Here is a 17999-nt window from a genome sequence, read left to right on the forward strand (position 1 = left end):
TTTAATCAGCGTCAAGTATAGGGCAAAACCGCCAGCGGATGTAGCCGCTCTCCGCGCCGAACGCACAGAGCGTTAAGTCGCTGAGCGCCAGGCTTCCCCTACCATAAATAACCGTTGACAGACTGGCGTTGGCTTTATTAATCACCAGGCAGAATGATTTCCTGTGTATATATTAAATGAAAGGACAACGAAGGAGTAATTAAGCGTTGACGAAAAGCTTTTATGTTAATATGCCCGCGATTATGGATGAATCTATGGATCTTAATCAATGGAACATACTGTTGCAGGCGCCATCAAAGAATGGCGTAAACATAATAAAGTGATCGGTCAGGTCAAAATAAACTATAAAAAAATTTTACGAAAATGCAGAGAGCTCTCGCTCGCAGGAGGTAAATACAGAGAATATCAAGAACTTTGTGCAAAATATCAGTGCGCGCGGTTGACAGCCGTAACCAAAGGGCTGGTGCCTTTCGAGGATAAACCATTTAAGGCGTATCTCAATAAACGGCTGTCAAAACGACGCAAGCTGGATATTGCCCACGGTTCACTGAATTTTATTGAGAAAACGTTTCACCCTGATGTCTTGCCGCAGCTGTACAATGTGGCGGATTTTGGTCGCGCGATGTTCTCTATTCCTTTGAAAAATGGCGATAATCTTGACGTTAAGCTGTTGGCGTCGCCGTTTCAGGAGGAGGGGGAGCTGATGCTGCAGCTGTTTCTCGGTGACCGGCGCGTCTATAGCGTCTGTTTTTCCTGTACCGATGATGGCCGCGCCTATATTGGCGGCATCCAGGGCGGGAAAGATATCACCAATGACGAAGTGAAGGTGCTGACTAAAGAGCTGCATGGCACGCGGCCGAAAAATATCATCATGAGCGTGCTGTATGGTTTCCTGCGTTATTTCAGCATCACCACCGTCTACGCGATCGATTCCGATTACCACGTGAAAAGCGATCTGGTGAAAGCCAGTTATTCATCGCTGTGGCTGGAAATGGGTGGTGAGAAACAGGATCGCGGCTGGTATAAATTACCGGCGCAAGAGATCAAAAAAAGTATTGAAGAGGTGAAAAGTAAGCACCGCAGCCAGTTTATTAAGCGCGAAGGTGTCAAGGAGTTGATTCAGCTCGATATGGCGAACGCCCTGCAGCACATTACGTTGCGAGCACGGGTGAATTAACGCCTCTCATACGCCAGCCGGGCTGCAGGGGGCTGCTGTCCGGCTGGCGATTTCCTCTTTCCCCAGGTCGCTGTGCCGTAGGTTACTGCCCGCTCTCGCCGATTGGCGGTGACGCGGAGGCGGTGAGCAGCGGAGCGCTGCGCCACCATACCATCAGGGCGACAATCGCGATAACGCTCAGCACGCCGAAGGCGGTGGCATAGGAGTAGTGCCCGGCGATAGACCCGGTTAACGCCGGACTCATTGCCGCCCCGGCGCCCTGCATCAGCATCACCACGCTCTGTCCGGCGTTAACGTGCCCGCTGCCGCGCAGCAGCGAGACGATAAAGCTGGGCACCGCCACCCCCAAAATCCCTGCCGCCAGGCCATCAAGAATTTGCACCGGGACCATCATCGCCGGGGCGTCGCTGGACGCCGCCAGCGCCGCGCGGATGGGCATGATCAGCAGCGCCAGCAGGATGCATCGCCAGTAACCGTATTTGTCGATGCTGCCAGCGACCCGGATGGCCACCGGGATCATCACCACCTGCGAAATAATCACCGTGGCGGCAGCAAACAGTCCGGGATTGAGGTGTCCGGGCGCGGCGGCGATCCGCATGCTCAGCATCGGCAACAGCGCGGCATTGGCGAGATGGAACAGCATCAGGGTCACGCCGGCGATCAGCAGCGGCGTATGGCGGAACAGGATGGCAAACCCCGGCAGGGAGGGCGCGGATGCCGCTTCGATGCCGCGGGCGGCGTCATCGTCTATATCGCCGCCGCGGATCGCCAGCAGGGCGACCAGGGTAAGCAGCGTGGTACAGGCCATCAGAATGAAAATGCCGCCGATGCCCCAGTACCAGGCGATAGCCCCGGCCATTAGCGCGGTGAAAAAATTCCCCGCGTGGTTGAAGGCTTCGTTTTTCCCCATCTGGGCGCTAAAGCCGCGCTGTCTGGCAAGACCGAGGGTAATCCCGGCGATCAGCGGTCCGACAAAGGCCGCGCAGATGCCGCTGGCGACTTGCGAGAGGCCGACCACGCTGGTCTTCTGACTAAACCAGAGCAACAGGGTGGTGAGGGTGATCACCAGGCAAACCCCGGCCAGCAGCAAGCGCTTATGCCGCGAGCTGTCGGTGATGAAGCCGGCGGGCAGGGTCGCCAGCAGGCCGGCGATACCGCCGACGGACATCAGCAGGCCAATGTCCTCCGCCTGCCAGTGACGCTGGGTGAGAAAGATCCCCAGAAACGGGCCGAGGCCGTCGCGCACGTCGGCAATAAAAAAGCTGGTCAGACATAAAGCCCGCAGAGAACGAAGCGACATTTTCTACCTTTAGCATGCACGATCTGCGCGTCGGAATGGCCGGGTCGTGGTTACCGGATGCCTTCATCCTTTATCGCACAGTTCGATGAAACAAAAATGTCCCGCGCTCGTCGGGTACCGTGGCTATGCAACATACCCGCTTGCGGCGGCTTTCGCCAGAGGCGTACGAAAGTTCTGTAGCGGCGCAACCGCGACCTTGTCAGGGTCACGCCTCAGGAGGATCAACCTCCCCGGCTTTGACGATCTGCAGGGCGGCGGGGCTCGCCACGGTGCCGCTGGCAGTAATAAACCCCGGATGGACGGCCTCGCCACTGGCGCTGTCCACCAATGCAATATGCGGCGCGCTGTGCAGCACGTGCTGGTGGCCCCATTCCATCAGGGCGAACAGCACCAGCGCCAGGCTACGGCTTTTATCGGTCAGAACATATTCATACCGTTCGCGGGAGCCGGCTTCCCGGTAAGGCACTTTGCTGAGCAATCCCGTTTCGGTCATGGTTTTTAACCGGGTGGTGAGCGTCTGGCGGGTGATATGGGTGTGCGACAGCATCGTTTCAAAGCGCGTCACGCCGTAAAACGCTTCGCGGAGGATCAACAGCACCCAACGGTCGCCGAGGATTTTCGCCCCTTCCGCCAGGCCGCACAGCGCCGGGTCGAGGTAGGGCAGTGATTTATTTTTTGACATCGCGAGAATGACCTTCTACTCTGAGTTTGAATTTTAGACCTAGATGCTAAGGAGAATAGCGTGCCATTTGTTAACGTGCAAACCATTAAAGGGATCATGACCGCGGAACAGAAAAGTGAACTGCTGCGACGGATGACCGATCTGCTGGTGGAGATTGAGGGGCTGGGCGATCCGCAGTTCCGCCAGTCCGTCTGGATCCGCATTGACGAACATGACCCGGAGCAGTGGAGTCTGGGGGGCGTCCAGCCGACGGCCGCGATGATCGCGGCGAAATTTGCCGCCGCGCGGCGCGACGGATCCCCGGAATAAAACGGGCGGCGAAGCCCGGCCCGGCGATCTGACGCAGAAGAGGGGACAGATCGCCGGGTGATATTGCGATTCGCTATGGTGCAAAAGCGCATTTTGCGGCTAAGGTAACGGTCAGGGAACCCAACAAGCAGGGCGCGATGCCAGACGGCCAGCCTGGCGCCACTCTCAAACCGGTGAAAACAACGGATGTCTACAGAACACATGCTGCCGCTGGCGGTGCAGAACAAAAATATCCTTCGCCTGGCTGCCGCTCAGGCGCTGGCCGGCGCCAACTCGGTGGTCTTCTACGCCACCGGCGCGATTGTGGGTAACGCGATTGCCCCCAGCCCGTCGCTGGCCACGCTGCCGATCACCCTGTTTGTGCTGGGGATGGCGGCCTCCATTCTGCCTTTCGGCGCGCTGGCGCGAACTCGGGGCCGCAAAGCGGCGTTCAGGCTCGGGACTGGCGCCGGGGTGGTGACCGGACTGACGGCCGCGCTAGCGGTAGTGCTGAATTCTTTTCTGCTGTTTTGTCTCGCCGCGATGCTTGGCGGCGCCTATGCCGCCGTGGCGCTCAGTTTTCGTTTTGCCGCCACCGACGGCGTCGCCCCGGCGCGTCGCGCTCGCGCGCTGTCGCTGGTGATGGGCGGCGGCGTGGCCGCCGGGATCATTGGCCCGATGCTGGTCACCGGCACCATGCACCTCTGGCCGGCACATACCTTCGCCGTCACCTTCCTCGCTCAGGCGCTGGTTGCAGTGCTGGCCGCCTTTCTGTTGAGAGGGGTGACGCCGGCGGAGCCCACCGCGGCCAGCGTGCGCGGTGGGCGGCCGCTGCGCGAGATTGTCCGCCAGCCGGGTTTTGCCACCACGGTATTCAGTGGCGCGGTGGCCTATATGGTGATGAATTTTCTGATGACCGCCGCGCCGCTCTCCATGCATATGCACGGCCTTTCCCAGCAGGCCGCCAACCTTGGGATCCAGTGGCATGTGATGGCGATGTACGGCCCGGGATTTTTCACCGGCCGGCTGATCCAGCGCTTCGGCGCAGTGCGAATGGCGGCTGCGGGATTGCTGATCACCGCCGCGTCGGTGGCGGTCGGCCTGAGCGGTCTCGGCGTGTATCATTACTGGCTGTCGCTGATTTTGCTCGGCATCGGCTGGAACTTTGGCTTCACCGGGGCTTCGGCGAAAATCATCGATTTCCACCGCCCGGAAGAGAAGACCCAGGTTCAGTCGCTCAACGATTTTCTGGTCTTCGGCGTAATGATCGTGGGGTCGTTTTCCTCCGGGGTTCTGCTCAACGCCTTCGGCTGGAACGCCGTGCTGTGGGGCTCCCTGGTCCCGGTTGCGGTGGCGTTGTTGACCCTGCTGCTGCGCCCCTTATCCCCACCCCGCGCGTAGCGCCTGGCCTGCCGCTGCGCAGGCCGTCTTTTGCTTTTTTCAGCTATGCATTGCTGAAATTCATCTAACCCCGTGCACGTAAAAACGTCACAGACGCTACATGCTGTAGTAATCTCTACAACATGACAATGCATCTCTTGATCCTTAACCTGACGACGTCTCAAGCCACGCTGCGCATGCGTGTCTGGCGAACCCTGAAGCAGAGCGGGGCGGCGGTCCTGCGCGATGGGGTCTATCTGCTGCCCGACGTGCGCCAGGGCTATGACACTTTCCTCAGCACCTGCCAGGCGATCCGCGCGGAAGGGGGGACCGGGTATGTTTTCACGATTGAGGCGGCGGAAGAAGAGGCGCTCAGGCCGCTATTCGATCGCCGCGAACAGTACGACGCGCTGTTGCAGGATCTGCAGGCGCTGCAGGGGACGTTATCCAACGACGAACTGGCGGCTCAGCTGAAACAGCTGCGTAAAATTCAGCGTGACTACCGACGGATCGAGGCCATTGATTTCTTTCCGGGGGCCGCCCGGGAGCAAGCCGCTGAGCGACTGGCCACTATCGAGCAGGTCATTAATCAGCGGCTATCGCCGGACGAGCCGCAGTCGGTGGCGGGCGAACTGAGCCTGCTGGACAGAGGCGCCTTTCGCGGCCGGCTGTGGGCCACCCGCCGACGCCCGTGGGTCGATCGTCTGGCCAGCGCCTGGCTTATCCGGCGCTTTATTGACGACGAGGCGCGGTTCCTGTGGCTGGCCGCGCCCGAGACCTGTCCGGCGACGGCGGTCGGTTTTGATTTTGACGGCGCGCCATTCAGCCATGTCGGCACGCTGGTGACCTTTGAAGTACTGGTCCGGCGTTTTGCGCTGGAGGCGGTGATCCCCGACAGTCTGGGGCGGTTGATCCACTTCCTGGACGTCGGTGGGGTACCGACCCCGGAGGCGGCGGGCGTGGAGAGTGTTCTTGCAGGGCTGCGGGAAACCATTACGGACGATGACCAACTGCTGGCGACAGCTTGCTCGCTGTTCGACGGCTTACTGAGGTCCTGTGAAATGAGGTCTGGCAATCATGAGCAAAACGGTCGTTCTTCCGCAGACTGACAGTCCTTCCGTCGTCGCTTCCGTCTCCTTCTGGCAGGCATTTCGCTTTTGGCTCAAGCTTGGCTTCATCAGCTTCGGCGGGCCTGCCGGGCAGATCGCCATGATGCACCAGGAGCTGGTGGATAACCGACGCTGGATATCGGAAGGGCGATTCCTGCATGCGCTCAATTTTTGTATGGTCCTGCCCGGCCCGGAGGCCCAGCAGCTGGCGACCTATATCGGCTGGCTGATGCATAAAACCTGGGGAGGCGTCATCGCCGGGGTGCTGTTTATTTTGCCCTCTCTGCTGTTGCTTATTGTCCTGGCGTGGATCTATCTCGTCTGGGGGGATGTCGCGGTGGTGGCGGGGATTTTTTATGGCATCAAACCCGCCGTGGCGGCGATAGTATTGCAGGCGGCGCACCGCATCGGCTCGCGGGCGCTGAAAAATGGCGCCTACTGGGCCATCGCTGCCGCTGCTTTTGTCGCTATTTTTGCGCTGAACGTTCCTTTTCCGCTGATTGTCCTCGCCGCGGCGATAGTGGGTTTTATCGGCGGACGGCTGGCGCCGGCGATATTCGGCAAGGCGGACGCCCACCGTGCGCAAACTCACCCGGGCGGTGCGGCCATCATTGATGACACGACGCCGATCCCGGCCCACGCCATTTTCAGCTGGCGGCGTACCTCTCAGGTGCTGATCGCCGGGATGCTGCTGTGGCTGGTGCCGATGGCCGCTCTGACGCTAATGTTGGGCTGGGCGCATCCGCTGACCCAGATGAGCTGGTTCTTTACCAAAGCCGCGCTGATGACCTTTGGCGGGGCATATGCCGTCTTACCTTATGTTTACCAGGGGGCGGTGACCCACTATGGCTGGCTGACGGCAGGGCAGATGATGGACGGCCTCGCCCTTGGGGAATCGACCCCCGGACCGTTGATCATGGTGGTGACCTTTGTCGGGTTTGTCGGCGGCTACACCAAAGCGGTGTTGGGCGTCGATGATGTGCTGCTGGGGGGCATCGCGGCGGCGTGCCTGGTGACATGGTTTACCTTTTTGCCCTCGTTCATCTTTATTCTCGCCGGTGGGCCGTTTATTGAAACGACCCATAATAAGGTGGGATTTACCGCGCCGTTGACCGCCATCACCGCCGCGGTGGTGGGCGTTATCCTGAATCTGGCGCTGTTTTTTATCTGGCATAGCGTCTGGGGACCGTCCGGTTTCGACCCGTGGTCCGCAGCCATTGCCCTGGGCGCCGCCGGGCTGCTGTTTCGCTATAAGTGGAAGCTGACCTGGGTACTGGCCGCCGCCGCCGCAGTAGGGCTTATCGTCCATATGGCGGGACTGTCCGGCGCAGGATAAGGTCGGCGTTGGGCTGAGAGAAACGTGGCCAGATGGGGGATTGGGGAGGGAGGCCAGTGCCTGAGCTGGCCCTGGCCGGATGGGTGGCAATTATTTATTTACGGGAGGCTCCACCGCGAGATGCAGTTGACAATATTGCTCAACGCCCGCCTTTAGCATGTTAATAATCACCAGCAGCGTGGGTAAGTAAGGCACCAGTTTAACTAACAGCGAACTGATGGGTTCATCAATAATCAGTGCCAGCAGGGTATCCACTTTCTTTTTCCAGGTGGTGTTATATTCCACGCAAAAATTTTTAATATCGGCTGGTTGCGTAGAACGGGCAATCTTTTCGAGTTCCTCGATGGCGTTGAGGGCCGCTTTTATTTTCTCAAGTTCAGTTTGTTGAGTCATGTTAGCCTCACGGTAATCGGAAAAATTAGCTCATTATTTAAATGGATTAAATAACAGCCACGGTAAGGTGTCATCGTACAGCGCTTTCACCGGCACCACGGATAAGTGGAAATGTTTATCGTGCGGGCTGACGCCATGGTAATCCCGCCATACCCAAGGCTGGACAGAAGCGCTAATGATCCGTTTGTTCCAGATAATATATTTAATTCGTTTGTCTTTGCTGGCGACCAGCGCATCGACAATCACCTGAGCATCACATTTATGTTGAGGATCGTGGGTAATATCGATAGCCGTTACCACACCAATATTTCCATCTATCACCTGCGGATTATGATCCGAGTTGGTGTGGGCATGATGTTCATCACCAATGGTGCCATCGCTGTCCTTGTTGCGATGCGGAGCATATTGATTAATCTGATCTCTGAGTATCAGCAGACTCTTTGCGACACGCCATACCATGTTATTTACCCTCCGGATTGAAACAGGGGTTTGAGCTGACCGGCTCTGCGCCATGAACCACGTCCTGATGAACCGGAGAAGGGGGGGCAGGATCGGCGACTGGATCCGCTACTGGGTCTGCTTTTACGCTGCTGACTTGTTGCTTTTTCAGGTTTTTCACTTGCAACAGATAATTAAGAATGACGTTCCAGAACGCCGATCCGCCGCTTGCCATCAGGCCAATACATAATGTCATCAGGTCCGGATGTTTAATGGCCGAGAAACTGCCGGCGACGAAAGGTTGGGTCAAAAACGCCGTCAGAATACCGGCAACCACCGCTAATATCTGCAGGGCAGATTTGCGTCGTCCTTCGATGACCGGATCCTGATTTTCCAGATTAAGCCAGGGAAAATACCCTTTGATTATCTCTACCAGTCTTTCCGAGGCGATACTGATGGCGATCAGCATCGTAATGATGTTTTCAAGTTGCGAAGAAATAGCATCGCTCATATTATCCTCACTATTGCTGTGTTGAATAAAAATAATTTACAACGTTTTTATCATGTGCTTAATTCATAGGGGCAAATTTATGTCGACTCATTTTACGGTCATTTTTTGTCGGACGCGTAATAAACAATCCACCAGAGCGTGTTCGGAATAACTATTTAATCCGGCACGAAAACTGAACCGCGGAATTAACCCGCGATAATAAATTTATCGTCGCTTTTTTGATGAGTATAACGGAGGAAACAGAGACGCCACTCATTCATATGAATGAGTGGCGTAAAAATACTCGCCGCGCGGGCAGGAGGAAGAGAAGCGGGCCAGCGACCGGTTAGCGCGCCCCGCAATGGGGCGCTCAGGTCGTGGGGGTTTCGCGGGTGGCCAGTGCCAGCGGGTTGCTGTCCAGCTCCAGCTGGTCGCGCAGCGCCCAGCCGCGCAGCTTGCCGGGGTTAAGCAATCCCGCCGGGTCGAGAGACTGTTTCACTGCCACGACGTCGGGGCGAATCACGCCCTGTTTGCCGTCCTCAACCTGCAGCACGTGGGGGTTGTTAATCTTGACGTCGTTGTCGCGAAATATCTGCATGATGGCGTTGAGCCGCGCGGGCGTGGTATAGCGCACCAGTTGCAGACCGCTGGCGGTGAGATTGCCCTCGATATCGCGCAGGAATTCAATATGGGAAATCACCTCCCCGGCGAAGTGCTGCTCCATCTGTAAAATTTGCTGCGGATAGCGCAGCGGATCAAACGCCGTCTGGAGATAAGTCAGCGTATTGTCCACCTTGAGCGCATGCAGGGTGGTGTGGTTCCAGCAGTATTCCATTAACGAGGCGTTTTGCGTCCGGGCCTCGTCGCTGGCCTGACGGATGGCGTTGCTCCCGCGATGGCGCTGTAACAGGCTGGCGCAGAGTCCTTCGCTCTCCTCGGCGATCAGGCTGATAACCGCATGCTGCCCGGTGCGGTAACGATCGTTGAGGTGGCTAAAGTAGTCGGCGATCGGCGTGGCCAGCAGCGCGACCTGACGTTTCACCAGCCCCGGCGAGCGGACGCAGGTGTTGGCATAGTTCAGCGCATCGGCGAAATCGTCAAACACGTCCAGGCGTTCAATCCACTGGTGCATGGGTGCCAGCGCCAGCTCAACCTCCAGGATAATGCCGTTGGTGCCGTAGGCGTGATGCAGCAGCAGCGCTTCGGGAGCCGGGATGGTCAGTACGCGGGGGACCGGCTCGACGGTCATCACTTTGACGCTGAGCACATTGCCGGGCGCCGCCAGCGGCCCATAGTTGATGGAGCCGATGCCGCCGAACCCGCCGCCGTAGAGGCCGCCCAGGCTCGCCAGTCGGTAGGTCGACGGCATGCAGCGCAGCTCCCATCCTGTTGGGCGGGCGGCGGTTTCGATGTCTGCCAGACGAATGCCGGCCTGGGCGCGTACCGTGCCGTTGCCGAGGGCGACGATCTGGTTGAGTCCGGTCATATCGACCAGCAGCCCGCCTTCGAGGGGGACCAGTTGGCCATAGTTGCCGGTGGCGCTGCCGCGCAGCGTCAGCGGCAGCTGGTGCTGCGCGCAGGCGGCGACCAGCTGCCGCAGCTCCTCTTCGTCGCGTGGGCGAACCACCGCGTCCGCCTGTTTCCCCGCCAGTTGCTCAGTGAGTACCGGACTGAACCAGTGAAAATCGCGGGAAAGCCGTTTGATCTTCGCCGGCTGTAAGGTCCACTCCAGCGTCGGGAGTGCCTGCTGGATCGCCGCGACCGCGTGTTGACGCTGCTCATCAGTCATCATTTTTCTTCCTGTTCGTCAGCAAAACATTAATGAGATTGCACGGCTTCGCTTTCATGCCAGGCGCTGAGCGCCCGGCGCGAAACCCAGGACATCACGCCAAACAGCGCGATCCCGGCGAGAGAGATCAGCAGCAGCGCGGCAAACATCAGCGGAATATCCAGCTGGTAGCCAGCCTGCAGGATCTGATAGGCCAGACCGGTATTGGTCCCGCCGGTCCCGGCGACAAACTCCGCCACCACCGCGCCAATCAGCGACAGCCCACTGGAAATACGCAGCGCGCCGAAGAAATAGGGCAGCGCCGAGGGGATACGCAGCCGCACCAGCGTTTGCCAGCGGCTGGCGTGATTGAGGCGAAAATAGCTCAGCAGGCCGGGGGAGACGCTGCGCAGGCCCTGAGTGGTATTGGAGATGATGGGAAACACCGCCATCAGGGTGGCGCACACCACCAGCGAGAGCGTGGCATCCTTCACCCAGATGATGATCAGTGGGGCGATGGCGACAATCGGCGTCACCTGCAAAAACACGATGTAGGGAAACAGGGCGGTTTCCACAAAGCGGTTCTGCACCAGGATAAACGCCACCGCGGCGCCAATGACAATCGACAGCAGAAACGAGATCAGGGTGATCTTGAGGGTGAACAGCAGCGCCAGCAGCAGCGGCGTGAGATGTGTCCACAGGCTTTCCAGCATCACCAGCGGCGACGGCACCAGAAAGGCCGGGATGCGAAAATAGCTCACCGCGCCCTGCCACAGGAGCACCACCGCCACCGCGACGAGGGTCGGATAGAGAATTTTGAGAAAACGCGGATGCTGGACCCACGGCGTTGAGGTTGTGTTTTTCATATTATGACTCCATACCGGACTGGCTGGCCTGCAAAAGACTGTCCTGCAGCTGACGGGCATACAGGGAAAAGGCCGGACTGACGCGGAACGCCTCGCTGCGCGGGAACGGCTCGCGGATGGCGATATCTTCGACCACCCGTCCGGGACGGGCCGCCATCATGATCACCCGCTGTGAGAGAAACACCGCTTCGTGGATCGAGTGGGTGACGAACACCACCGTCAGGTTCTGCTCCTGCCAGAGACGCAACAGGTCGCTGTCGAGTTTGTTACGCGTAATTTCATCGAGCGCGCCGAAGGGCTCATCCATCAGCAGCAGCTTTGGCCGGGTGACCAGGCCGCGGGCGATGGAGACGCGCATTTGCATGCCGCCGGAGAGTTCGCGCGGCAGGACGTCGGCGAATTTGCCCAGCCCCACCAGCTCAAGGACTTCACTCACCCGGGTATTACCTTCCGCGCGCGGCACGCCGGCCAGATCCAGCGGCAACCTGACGTTATTGCGCACGCTGCTCCACGGCATCAGGGTGGCTTCCTGGAAGACGAACGAGAGCGGATGCTGGGCTTTCTCCCGACTGTCGCGCCGCCACAGCATCAGCTTGCCGTCGCTGGGCTCCACCAGGCCGGCGACCATCTTCAGCAGCGTACTCTTCCCGCAGCCGGACGGGCCGAGCAGGGTAATAAACTCCCCCTGATTGATGGTCAGGTTAACGGGCAGCAGCGCCCGGGTGCCGTTGCTGTAGATCTTCTCCGCCGACAGCACCTCGATGGCCGGGGTGGCAGAGGCGGGCGTAAAGCGGGTGTCGCTCATCACGGTCAGTTTCGGGGCGGTATTCATGGCATCACTCCGGCGTCTTTGACCATCTCCAGGGTGTAAGTCTGCTCAAACGGCACCTTACTGGCGTCGATCAGTTTGTTTTTCACCAGCATGTCCCAGGTTTTCTTCAGCCGCGGCTCGGTGATGATGCCGATGCCGCCGGTCTTAGCATCGCCGCCGGTCACCAGCTGGTACTGCTTCATCTGGGCAATACCAAAGGCGATCTGCTCGGCGCCCATTTGCGGATTTGCTTTAGCGATCAGACTGTTGCCGGGGGTGGGATCCTGCAGGTAGCTTTTCCAGCCCTCCATGGAGGCTTTGACGAAGGCCGCCACCGCCGCCGGACGTTTGCGGATGGTGTCCGCCATACAGATAATCGAGTTGCCGTAGGGCGGGTAGCCCCAGTCGCTGAGCGGATAGACATAGAACGGCTGCCCGCCTTTGGCGACGGAGAACGGCTCGGAGGTCACGTAGCCCTGCTGCACCAGATTTTTATCGGCGAGGAACGGCTGGACGTTAAAGGTATAGGGGCGCACTTTGCTGCCAGCCAGACCCAGCTCGCTCTTCGCCCACGGCCAGAAAGAGGTATAGGCCTCGGTGGCGAGCAGGAAGGTTTTGTCTTTAAGCTCCGCCGGGTTCTCCACTTTATCATGGGTGATAAACACCGTCGGCGAGTGCTGGAACACGGTGGCGACGGTCACCGCATGTACCCCGGCCTGCCAGGTCTCAAGCGCCTGACCGTTGTCGCCAAGGGTACAATCCGCCTGACCGGCCGCCATCAACTGCATGACGTTGATCTGCGGACCGCCCATTTTAATCTCGACATCGAGACCGGCGTGCTGATACAGCCCGGTGGCCTGGGCCTGGTAAAACCCGCCGTGCTCGGCCTGGGCATACCAGTTGGTGAGAAACGTAAACTTCTCCGCCGCGAAGCAGGAGGCTGAGGTGGCGAGGGCGGCCACGGTCAGCAGGGTAAAAACGGGCGTCGATCTGGTATTCATCAGGGCTCCTTGGATTCAGCAGCGAAAGAGGGGGGTAGGGACTGCACAAAGCCGTGCCAGTGCTGTTTGCCCCAGGTCGGTTCGCGACGTTCGACCCAGGCCATGCGGTGGATCTCGATGATCGCTTGCGCCCAGCTGGCGGCGAGGGAATCGAGAAGTCCTTCGCCTTGCTCCCGGGTCGCTGGGGTCGGGTCGCCAATCACCCCGCTGGGGCCAAAGTCATAGGACGCCCACGCCGCCGCCGGACGGCCTTTCGACAGGGTTGGGCAGGGGAATTCCGGCGGGAAGTTGGCGACCGCCCGTTCCATATGAACGCACTCCGGCGCCAGCGCCAGCATCAGCGCCGTTTCGCTATGCCCGGCGTGCATCGCCATCCGCTGTTCATGCGGACTGAGAAACTGTTTTTCGCAGTTGGGCACGTTGAACACGTCGTGGGAGATGGCGATGAAATCCCCGTGGCGCAGGCGCATTTCCCGGCTGGCTATCTGCAGGATCTGCGGCTGGCCGCCGTGGCCGTTGATCATCAGCAGCTTGCGAAAACCGGCCCGATAGAGGGATTCGGCGATCTCCAGCACGGTATGCAGCAGCGTATCGCCGCTGAGGGTCAGGGTGCCGGGAAAATGCAGATGCTCCTCTGACTTACCGTAGGTGATCGGCGGGATGGCGTAGGCCGGGATCGCTGCCGGTAGCCGGGCAAGGGCATGGCCCGCCACGCCGGAAGATATCACGCTGTCCACCGAGCAGGGCAGATGCGGGCCGTGCTGTTCGATCGCCCCGGTGGGGAGGACGATAACCGTGTTGCTTTTATCCGGCAGGGCGGCCACGTCCGTCCAGCTCAGAAAAGGGAGAAAGCGCGCTGCAGGAATGTAACCGTTAATCATCGCGGAGCCTCGGAGTTAAATGACGGGGGTAACCAGACGGTTGCTTCAACTTCAATCAATACCGTGGCGTCGGGCAGCATTTCGCTGACCTGGACCACGGTGGAAACAGGCGGTTGGTCGGGATAAAACAGCTTCCTGACCCGGCTGTAATAGGGAAAATGGTCAAGGTTGCGAAAGTACTGCACCAGCTTGATAACGTCGCTCATCTGCCCTCCCGCGGACTCCACGGTGCGGCGGATGCTTTCCAGTACGTACCAGCTCTGGGCGAGGATCGGGCCCTGTTTCGCATCGGTCGAAAATTCGCCGGTCGCCCCCAGCAGCTCTCGCACCGGCTCAGGCACATCCTGAAAGCCGTTGACGATGGTGCCGGTCAGGGGATTGACCGGAATAATGCCGGAGAGAAAAATAAAATCACCGGCTCTGCGCCAGGCGGCATATCGCGCCAGCGGCGCCCCCGCGCCTGCTTCAAGACTCATGTGCCATCTCCTCTTGCCACACGCGCCGGTGGGTTAACCTGCCGTGGTTAACCACCAGACGGGCGGCGCTGTTTAAAGGCCAGGTAAAACGGTCGCTACCCGGGAAAATCACCACGCTGGCCGCCGCGCCGATGGCAAAGGGCGCCGCGTCTGCCGGCGAACCGGTTAACGCCGCGCGATCGCAGATCAGCCGCGACTGCCGGTCGAACAGGTCGCTGAGCTGGGCGCCGAACAGGCCGCAGGCCAGGGTGTCCAGCGGGTCATAGCTCCCCGCCGGACAGAAGGCATCCTGTACGTTGTCGCAGCCGAGCAGGGTGGCTACGCCGGCGGCCTGCGCCTCGTGCAGCAGGGTGATCCCCCGCTGGCGCGGCGTGCGACCGAACGTCGCATCCTGCAGCAGCAGGTTGGTCATCGGCAGAGCGATAAGGGTGACGCCGTGCGCCGCCAGCTGGCGCAGGATCGGCGCCGCCTGTTCGTCGCTGCCGGCGGCCAGCGCGCAGCCGTGGCTGCAGCAGATATGCCCGGGAAAAGGGTGGCGGGAGAGATGGTCCGCCAGCCAGGTCAGCCCCTGAGACACCTCGCTGAGCTCCTCATCAATATGCAAATCCAGATCCAGCTCCCAGCGGGCCGCGCTACGCAGCAGGTTTGCCATGGCGGCGGCGTCCCAGTTGGAGGAGTGGATGAAGCCGCCCAGCAGGCAGCGCTCCCCGCTGGTGGCGACCGTTCGGGCAATGGCCCCGGCGTCCGCCGGATCGCGAAACAGGGTCAGCGGGACCAGCGCCACCCGCTCCAGGGTGATGCCGACGGTGTCGAGGCGGGCGATCTCCTGCCAGGCGTCCGGTGCGTCGGCGGTAAACCAGTCGATATGGCTACGCAAATGGGTCACGCCATTCGCTGCCGCCCGGGCCAGCGCGGCGGACGCCCGACGTTGAATATCCGCCCTGGTCCAGTGCTGGCGATCCTCGTGCATGGCGTGGATCGCCGCCAGCAGCCCGGCCTGCGCCGGACGGCAGCGTTCAATGGTAAAGGTCTTGTCCAGATGGGCATGAGGTTCCACCAGGCCGGGGAGCGTCAGGGCCCCCGCCAGGTCCCACAGGCCGGGAGTCGGCTGGTCGGTCGGGGTCAATACGGCAATCCGGCCGTCACGAAAGGCCAGGTCCGCCAGAAGCGGTTCACCGCTGGCCTGCGTCGGCCAGCCATCGGGCAGCGCCCAGGCCGGGAGTCGGGCGCGGCTGATCCCGGCGAGCGGCGCGGAAGAGGAGGGGAACGTCATCGTCAGTCTCCTCACAGATCCAAAACCAGAACCGGCGATTTCGCCCGCGAACAGCAGAGCGTGATCTGGTCGTTGCCCGCTTTCTCTTCCGCCGTCAGCACGCTGTCCCGGTGTTCGGGGATCCCGTCGAGGACCCCGGTAATACACGACCCGCACATTCCCTGCTCGCAGGAGAGCATCACCTCCACGCCGGCATGCTGTAATACCTGAGCAATCGTTTGATCCGCAGCCACCTGCAGGCGCTGCCCGCTGGAGGCCAGCTCAATATAAAAAGCATTTTTCGCCGCAGTATTATTTTCCGTCGCGGGAGTAAAACGCTCGAAGACGAATTGCGACGGCGACCAGCGATATTCCTCCATGACCGACTGCAGTCGCTGAATAAAACCCTCCGGGCCGCAGGCGACCACTGTGGTTTCAGGATCGGGCGTGGTTAAGCAGGCGGGGATCCGCTGGCGAAACGACGCGCCTTCCTCGCTACAGTGGATCGCCACCGTGCCGCCCGCAGCCAGCTGGGTCAGGCGCGGGGAGAAGGCCGTCTGGCGCGCGCTGGCGACATAATAATGCAGCTCCAGCGCCCCCTTTCTGGCGGCAATCGCTTCAGCCATCGCCAGCAAAGGCGTGATGCCGATACCGCCGGCAAACAGCAGGTAGCGCCCGGCCTGCGGCAGGGGAAAATGGTTGCGCGGAGGCGAAATGGAGAGCCGATCGCCGGCTTTGAGCTGCTGGTGCATATAGCGTGAGCCGCCGGTGGAGGTGTCAGCCAGCCTGACGCAAACTTCATAGTCTTTGCCGCGGTCAGGCATGCCGCACAGGGAATACTGCCGTGGGCCAACGCCGGGAATAATAATATCGATATGCGCCCCGGCAGAGTAGGCCGGTAATATTTCCCCGGCCGCCGCCTGCAATATTACGGATAGATTTCCCTGTCCGTTGGGGCGTATTTCCCCGACCGAGACCGAAATAAGATCGTGGCTGTGCATTAACGTTTACTCTCCCTCATTCCGCTGTCTGCAGGGCGGCCAGGGTCGGCGAAGAGATCACTCCCCCTTCGCAGTAAACTGTCCGGCGTGCAAGAAAATGGGTGAAACGATCGTTTCTCCGCTATGAATGCTACGGTATTGTGATAAAACTGTTGCGTCCAGAGCTTTGATTCGCACAACCCGTTGCAAAAAAGAGAGCACCCAAACCATGTTTGCCTTCTCCCGATTTCTGCTCTATTTCACCGAAGTGGCCCGTCAGGGATCGTTTCGTAAAGCGTCAGAGGCGCTGCATGTATCGGCGTCTTCCATCGACCGTCAGATTTTGCGCGTGGAACAGGAGCTGGCGATGCCGCTCTTCGAGCGCCATCCCACCGGGCTGCGGCTGACCGCCGCCGGGGAGCTGCTCCTGCACGCGGCCAATAACTGGAAAAAGGACTTTACCCGGGTCTGCGAGCAGCTGGATGACCTGCGAGGGTTGCGGCGGGGGCATGTGCGTATCGCTACCATCGATGCCATTAACCGGCATTTTTTTTCGACGATGCTCAAAGAGGTGCATAAACATTATCCCAACATCTCTTTTACATTGACCACCATGAACAATATCCACATTCAGCAGGCGCTGATCTCTGGCGAGGCGGATTTCGGCATCATGCTCAATCCCCAGACCTCCCGCGAACTGCAGGTGCGGGCGTTTGCCGAGATGAATATGGGTATCGTAGTGCCGACCGGCCATCCGCTGGCCAGCCGCAGCGCCGTGCGCTTTAGTCAGTGCATCGACTACCCGTTTATCCTGCCGTCCGCCCCATTGATGATCAGCGAGCCGGTGGAGGCGCTGGTGAACATCAGCGGCAACGAGGTGAAGGAGGTGGCGGTGTCGAACAACATTCACATGATCCGCACCCTGATCAAAGAGCAGATGGGCATCGGCATCCTGTGTCGGCTGGATATTCTCGATGAGATCGAGTCCGGCCAGCTGGCGTTTGTACCGCTAACCGATCCGCAGCTTAAGCCTTTCACGCTGGCGCTGTGCGTCTCGCCCGCCCGCCAGCTTTCCCTCGCCGCCTCGATGATGTTGAACCAGCTGGAGATGCTCTTCAGTCAGCTGTGAGCGACCAGGCAGGCACTAAAATCATTCATTAACGCACCATGATGGTGCTTTTTTTGTGTGCATGAATCAAAGGTTGCATGCCCAGGGGCGGCGGCGCAGGCGATTTCTCGCGGCCGCTCGCGGGGCAATCAAATCTGGCATTGTTTTTGTATAACTGAGTGTGAGTAGAAGCGGTCAGTACGGGTTATCCATACGGGACATTGCTCAGTCACCATGTCGCGGTTCAATGTTGACCGGGATGG

At 59.8% G+C, this 17999-nt stretch carries 19 protein-coding genes; 6 read left to right on the plus strand and 13 right to left on the minus strand.

Going from position 1 to position 17999, the window contains the following annotated elements; genetic code table 11:
* Positions 1-268 precede the first annotated feature (268 nt).
* Entirely contained in the window at positions 269-1177 is a 909-nt protein-coding gene (locus CWM53_RS22515) for a DUF535 family protein (RefSeq protein WP_100729564.1), read from the plus strand.
* Between the two features lie 82 nt (positions 1178-1259).
* Here CWM53_RS22515 and CWM53_RS22520 read toward each other — a convergent pair whose 3' ends face one another.
* Positions 1260-2477 (minus strand): MFS transporter, encoded by a 1218-nt coding sequence (locus CWM53_RS22520; RefSeq protein ID WP_100729565.1) that lies wholly within the window; start codon positions 2475-2477, stop codon positions 1260-1262.
* Between the two features lie 205 nt (positions 2478-2682).
* Positions 2683-3159 (minus strand): winged helix-turn-helix transcriptional regulator, encoded by a 477-nt coding sequence (locus CWM53_RS22525; protein WP_061154321.1) that lies wholly within the window; start codon positions 3157-3159, stop codon positions 2683-2685.
* Between the two features lie 60 nt (positions 3160-3219).
* Here CWM53_RS22525 and CWM53_RS22530 point away from each other — a divergent pair, with 60 nt between their 5' ends.
* From CWM53_RS22530 to chrA, 4 genes are all read left to right on the plus strand, one after another.
* Positions 3220-3468 carry a tautomerase family protein gene (locus tag CWM53_RS22530; protein ID WP_032418869.1) on the plus strand — a complete coding sequence of 83 codons (249 nt, stop codon included), beginning with the start codon at positions 3220-3222 and terminating at the stop codon, positions 3466-3468.
* A 186-nt stretch (positions 3469-3654) separates the two neighbouring features.
* Entirely contained in the window at positions 3655-4848 is a 1194-nt protein-coding gene (locus tag CWM53_RS22535) for an MFS transporter (protein ID WP_227521732.1), read from the plus strand.
* 128 nt (positions 4849-4976) lie between these two features.
* Complete coding sequence (locus tag CWM53_RS22540) at positions 4977-5936, plus strand: chromate resistance protein ChrB domain-containing protein (RefSeq protein ID WP_100729567.1); 960 nt, start codon at positions 4977-4979, stop codon at positions 5934-5936.
* Complete coding sequence (gene chrA, locus CWM53_RS22545) at positions 5905-7272, plus strand: chromate efflux transporter (protein WP_100729568.1); 1368 nt, start codon at positions 5905-5907, stop codon at positions 7270-7272. The genes CWM53_RS22540 and chrA overlap by 32 nt, the downstream gene beginning before the upstream one ends.
* Positions 7273-7362: 90 nt before the next feature.
* On the opposite strand, the gene CWM53_RS22550 is transcribed toward chrA, so the two are convergent.
* The 11 genes from CWM53_RS22550 to CWM53_RS22600 all read right to left on the minus strand — a co-directional run bounded on the left by CWM53_RS22550 (position 7363) and on the right by CWM53_RS22600 (position 16649).
* A complete protein-coding gene (locus tag CWM53_RS22550; RefSeq protein ID WP_100729569.1) occupies positions 7363-7665 on the minus strand; it encodes a hypothetical protein in 303 nt (100 codons plus the stop codon).
* A 33-nt stretch (positions 7666-7698) separates the two neighbouring features.
* The gene (locus tag CWM53_RS22555; RefSeq protein WP_100630616.1) at positions 7699-8124 is read right to left on the minus strand and encodes a hypothetical protein; all 426 of its coding nucleotides are present in this window, start codon (positions 8122-8124) and stop codon (positions 7699-7701) included.
* Position 8125: 1 nt separating this feature from the next.
* Entirely contained in the window at positions 8126-8614 is a 489-nt protein-coding gene (locus CWM53_RS22560) for a hypothetical protein (protein ID WP_100729570.1), read from the minus strand.
* Positions 8615-8963: 349 nt separating this feature from the next.
* Positions 8964-10385, minus strand: a complete 1422-nt coding sequence (locus CWM53_RS22565) for an FAD-binding oxidoreductase (RefSeq protein WP_100729571.1) — start codon at positions 10383-10385, stop codon at positions 8964-8966.
* A gap of 26 nt (positions 10386-10411) precedes the next feature.
* A complete protein-coding gene (locus tag CWM53_RS22570) occupies positions 10412-11227 on the minus strand; it encodes an ABC transporter permease (protein ID WP_004175779.1) in 816 nt (271 codons plus the stop codon).
* Between the two features lies 1 nt (position 11228).
* The gene (locus tag CWM53_RS22575) at positions 11229-12059 is read right to left on the minus strand and encodes an ABC transporter ATP-binding protein (protein ID WP_004175785.1); all 831 of its coding nucleotides are present in this window, start codon (positions 12057-12059) and stop codon (positions 11229-11231) included.
* A complete protein-coding gene (locus tag CWM53_RS22580; RefSeq protein WP_100729572.1) occupies positions 12056-13039 on the minus strand; it encodes an ABC transporter substrate-binding protein in 984 nt (327 codons plus the stop codon). Before CWM53_RS22580 ends, CWM53_RS22575 begins: the two co-directional genes overlap by 4 nt.
* A complete protein-coding gene (locus CWM53_RS22585; RefSeq protein ID WP_100680456.1) occupies positions 13039-13920 on the minus strand; it encodes a creatininase family protein in 882 nt (293 codons plus the stop codon). Before CWM53_RS22585 ends, CWM53_RS22580 begins: the two co-directional genes overlap by 1 nt.
* On the minus strand, positions 13917-14396 hold the full coding sequence (locus tag CWM53_RS22590) for a RidA family protein (protein WP_082227951.1): 480 nt from the start codon (positions 14394-14396) through the stop codon (positions 13917-13919). The genes CWM53_RS22585 and CWM53_RS22590 overlap by 4 nt, the downstream gene beginning before the upstream one ends.
* The gene (locus CWM53_RS22595; protein ID WP_100729573.1) at positions 14386-15669 is read right to left on the minus strand and encodes an amidohydrolase family protein; all 1284 of its coding nucleotides are present in this window, start codon (positions 15667-15669) and stop codon (positions 14386-14388) included. Before CWM53_RS22595 ends, CWM53_RS22590 begins: the two co-directional genes overlap by 11 nt.
* An 11-nt stretch (positions 15670-15680) precedes the next feature.
* Positions 15681-16649 (minus strand): PDR/VanB family oxidoreductase, encoded by a 969-nt coding sequence (locus CWM53_RS22600; RefSeq protein WP_074385634.1) that lies wholly within the window; start codon positions 16647-16649, stop codon positions 15681-15683.
* Positions 16650-16857: 208 nt separating this feature from the next.
* Here CWM53_RS22600 and CWM53_RS22610 point away from each other — a divergent pair, with 208 nt between their 5' ends.
* A complete protein-coding gene (locus CWM53_RS22610) occupies positions 16858-17757 on the plus strand; it encodes a LysR family transcriptional regulator (RefSeq protein WP_061154336.1) in 900 nt (299 codons plus the stop codon).
* Positions 17758-17999 lie beyond the last annotated feature (242 nt).

It is taken from the genome of Klebsiella sp. A-Nf5 (assembly GCF_002810545.1).
Classification (GTDB): domain Bacteria; phylum Pseudomonadota; class Gammaproteobacteria; order Enterobacterales; family Enterobacteriaceae; genus Klebsiella; species Klebsiella variicola.

Coding starts and splice junctions, on each gene's coding strand:
- CWM53_RS22515 (WP_100729564.1), top strand. CDS start 269: ATGGAACATACTGTTGCAGGCGCCATCAAAGAATGGCGTAAACATAAT.
- CWM53_RS22520 (WP_100729565.1), bottom strand. CDS start 2,477: ATGTCGCTTCGTTCTCTGCGGGCTTTATGTCTGACCAGCTTTTTTATT.
- CWM53_RS22525 (WP_061154321.1), bottom strand. CDS start 3,159: ATGTCAAAAAATAAATCACTGCCCTACCTCGACCCGGCGCTGTGCGGC.
- CWM53_RS22535 (WP_227521732.1), top strand. CDS start 3,655: ATGTCTACAGAACACATGCTGCCGCTGGCGGTGCAGAACAAAAATATC.
- CWM53_RS22540 (WP_100729567.1), top strand. CDS start 4,977: ATGCATCTCTTGATCCTTAACCTGACGACGTCTCAAGCCACGCTGCGC.
- chrA (WP_100729568.1), top strand. CDS start 5,905: ATGAGCAAAACGGTCGTTCTTCCGCAGACTGACAGTCCTTCCGTCGTC.
- CWM53_RS22550 (WP_100729569.1), bottom strand. CDS start 7,665: ATGACTCAACAAACTGAACTTGAGAAAATAAAAGCGGCCCTCAACGCC.
- CWM53_RS22555 (WP_100630616.1), bottom strand. CDS start 8,124: ATGGTATGGCGTGTCGCAAAGAGTCTGCTGATACTCAGAGATCAGATT.
- CWM53_RS22560 (WP_100729570.1), bottom strand. CDS start 8,614: ATGAGCGATGCTATTTCTTCGCAACTTGAAAACATCATTACGATGCTG.
- CWM53_RS22565 (WP_100729571.1), bottom strand. CDS start 10,385: ATGATGACTGATGAGCAGCGTCAACACGCGGTCGCGGCGATCCAGCAG.
- CWM53_RS22570 (WP_004175779.1), bottom strand. CDS start 11,227: ATGAAAAACACAACCTCAACGCCGTGGGTCCAGCATCCGCGTTTTCTC.
- CWM53_RS22575 (WP_004175785.1), bottom strand. CDS start 12,059: ATGAATACCGCCCCGAAACTGACCGTGATGAGCGACACCCGCTTTACG.
- CWM53_RS22580 (WP_100729572.1), bottom strand. CDS start 13,039: ATGAATACCAGATCGACGCCCGTTTTTACCCTGCTGACCGTGGCCGCC.
- CWM53_RS22585 (WP_100680456.1), bottom strand. CDS start 13,920: ATGATTAACGGTTACATTCCTGCAGCGCGCTTTCTCCCTTTTCTGAGC.
- CWM53_RS22590 (WP_082227951.1), bottom strand. CDS start 14,396: ATGAGTCTTGAAGCAGGCGCGGGGGCGCCGCTGGCGCGATATGCCGCC.
- CWM53_RS22595 (WP_100729573.1), bottom strand. CDS start 15,669: ATGACGTTCCCCTCCTCTTCCGCGCCGCTCGCCGGGATCAGCCGCGCC.
- CWM53_RS22600 (WP_074385634.1), bottom strand. CDS start 16,649: ATGCACAGCCACGATCTTATTTCGGTCTCGGTCGGGGAAATACGCCCC.
- CWM53_RS22610 (WP_061154336.1), top strand. CDS start 16,858: ATGTTTGCCTTCTCCCGATTTCTGCTCTATTTCACCGAAGTGGCCCGT.